Genomic DNA, 1,118 nt, shown 5'->3' on the forward strand with positions numbered 1-1,118 from the left:
ACGCAATTAGATCAAAATGATACCCAAGACAATGGGATCAACATAACCAAGATTCAAGAAAAGATTGAACGATTAAAAAATAATAAAATAGGATATGAACTTCTAGAAGCAAAACTAAAAGCCAGCGGAGAACCCCAAATAAGCACCACCGATGAAGATGCACGCGCGCTTCTGGTTCAAGGAGTAGTAGTTGAGATCAGTTACAATATCCAAGCAGCAGTAGATAATAAACACAATTTAGTAGTTGCCACCCATACCATCAATCGCAATGATCTTAACGCCTTAGGCGCCATTGCACTGGAGGCAAAAGAAAACTTAGGAGTTACAACCTACACCGCTTTGGTAGATAAAGGCTACCATAACGGCCGCGAAATTGCCTACTGCAAAGACCATAACATTACCACCATTGTAGCGCACCCTACGCCAGGCATAAGCAAAGAAAGTGTCACGAAACCCGAATATTTGGTAGCCAAATTCATTTACAATAAAGCCGATGACACCTATACTTGTCCCCAAGGAGCAACTTTAAAAACTACAGGAAGATGGCATAAAAAAAGTGGGCGAACCGAACAAAGCGGGTATCAATTCAAGAAATACCGAACACCCTCTTGCAAGGAATGTCCAGTAAAACACCTGTGTACCAGTAGAGCCGGCGGACGCGAGATCGACCGCAGCGAGTATGCTGATGCCATAGAGGAGAACAACCACCGCTACCGAGAAAATCCGCAATTATACCGCACTAGGCAGGAAATCAACGAACATATTTTTGGCACGATCAAGAGGCAATGGGGTTACAACCACACGAATTTAATAGGACTCGAAAAAGTCAATGGCGAACACAGTTTGATTATGCTCGTGTATAACATCAAACGCTCGATAAATATACTGGGCGTACCAGATTTAATTGCCAAACTCAAGAACTGGAAGTCACCTTACAAAACCAAAGGTGTTCTTGTTTTAAAAAGGGCTATTTTAAGGCTTTTTAACGACTTATTCGGATTGGACTTAGCAATTGCTGCTTAAAAAACAAGCTTGTTTAGCGTGCTTATATTGAAGTATACAGCGATGATTTTTGCTGTACTTAAGTGAAAAACGGAGTTTTTTCACAGCCTGACGTT

1 protein-coding gene is annotated in these 1,118 nt (G+C 41.5%); it reads left to right on the forward strand.

Annotated features, from left to right (window positions below; translation table 11 throughout):
* Positions 1-1,023 (forward strand): transposase (locus E0F91_RS17625; RefSeq protein WP_243698937.1); only part of this gene is annotated, 1,023 nt, incomplete at its 5' end.
* Positions 1,024-1,118: the final 95 nt, after the last annotated feature.

The sequence above is a fragment of the Flavobacterium sandaracinum genome, assembly GCF_004349135.1.
In the GTDB taxonomy this organism is placed as follows: domain Bacteria; phylum Bacteroidota; class Bacteroidia; order Flavobacteriales; family Flavobacteriaceae; genus Flavobacterium; species Flavobacterium sandaracinum.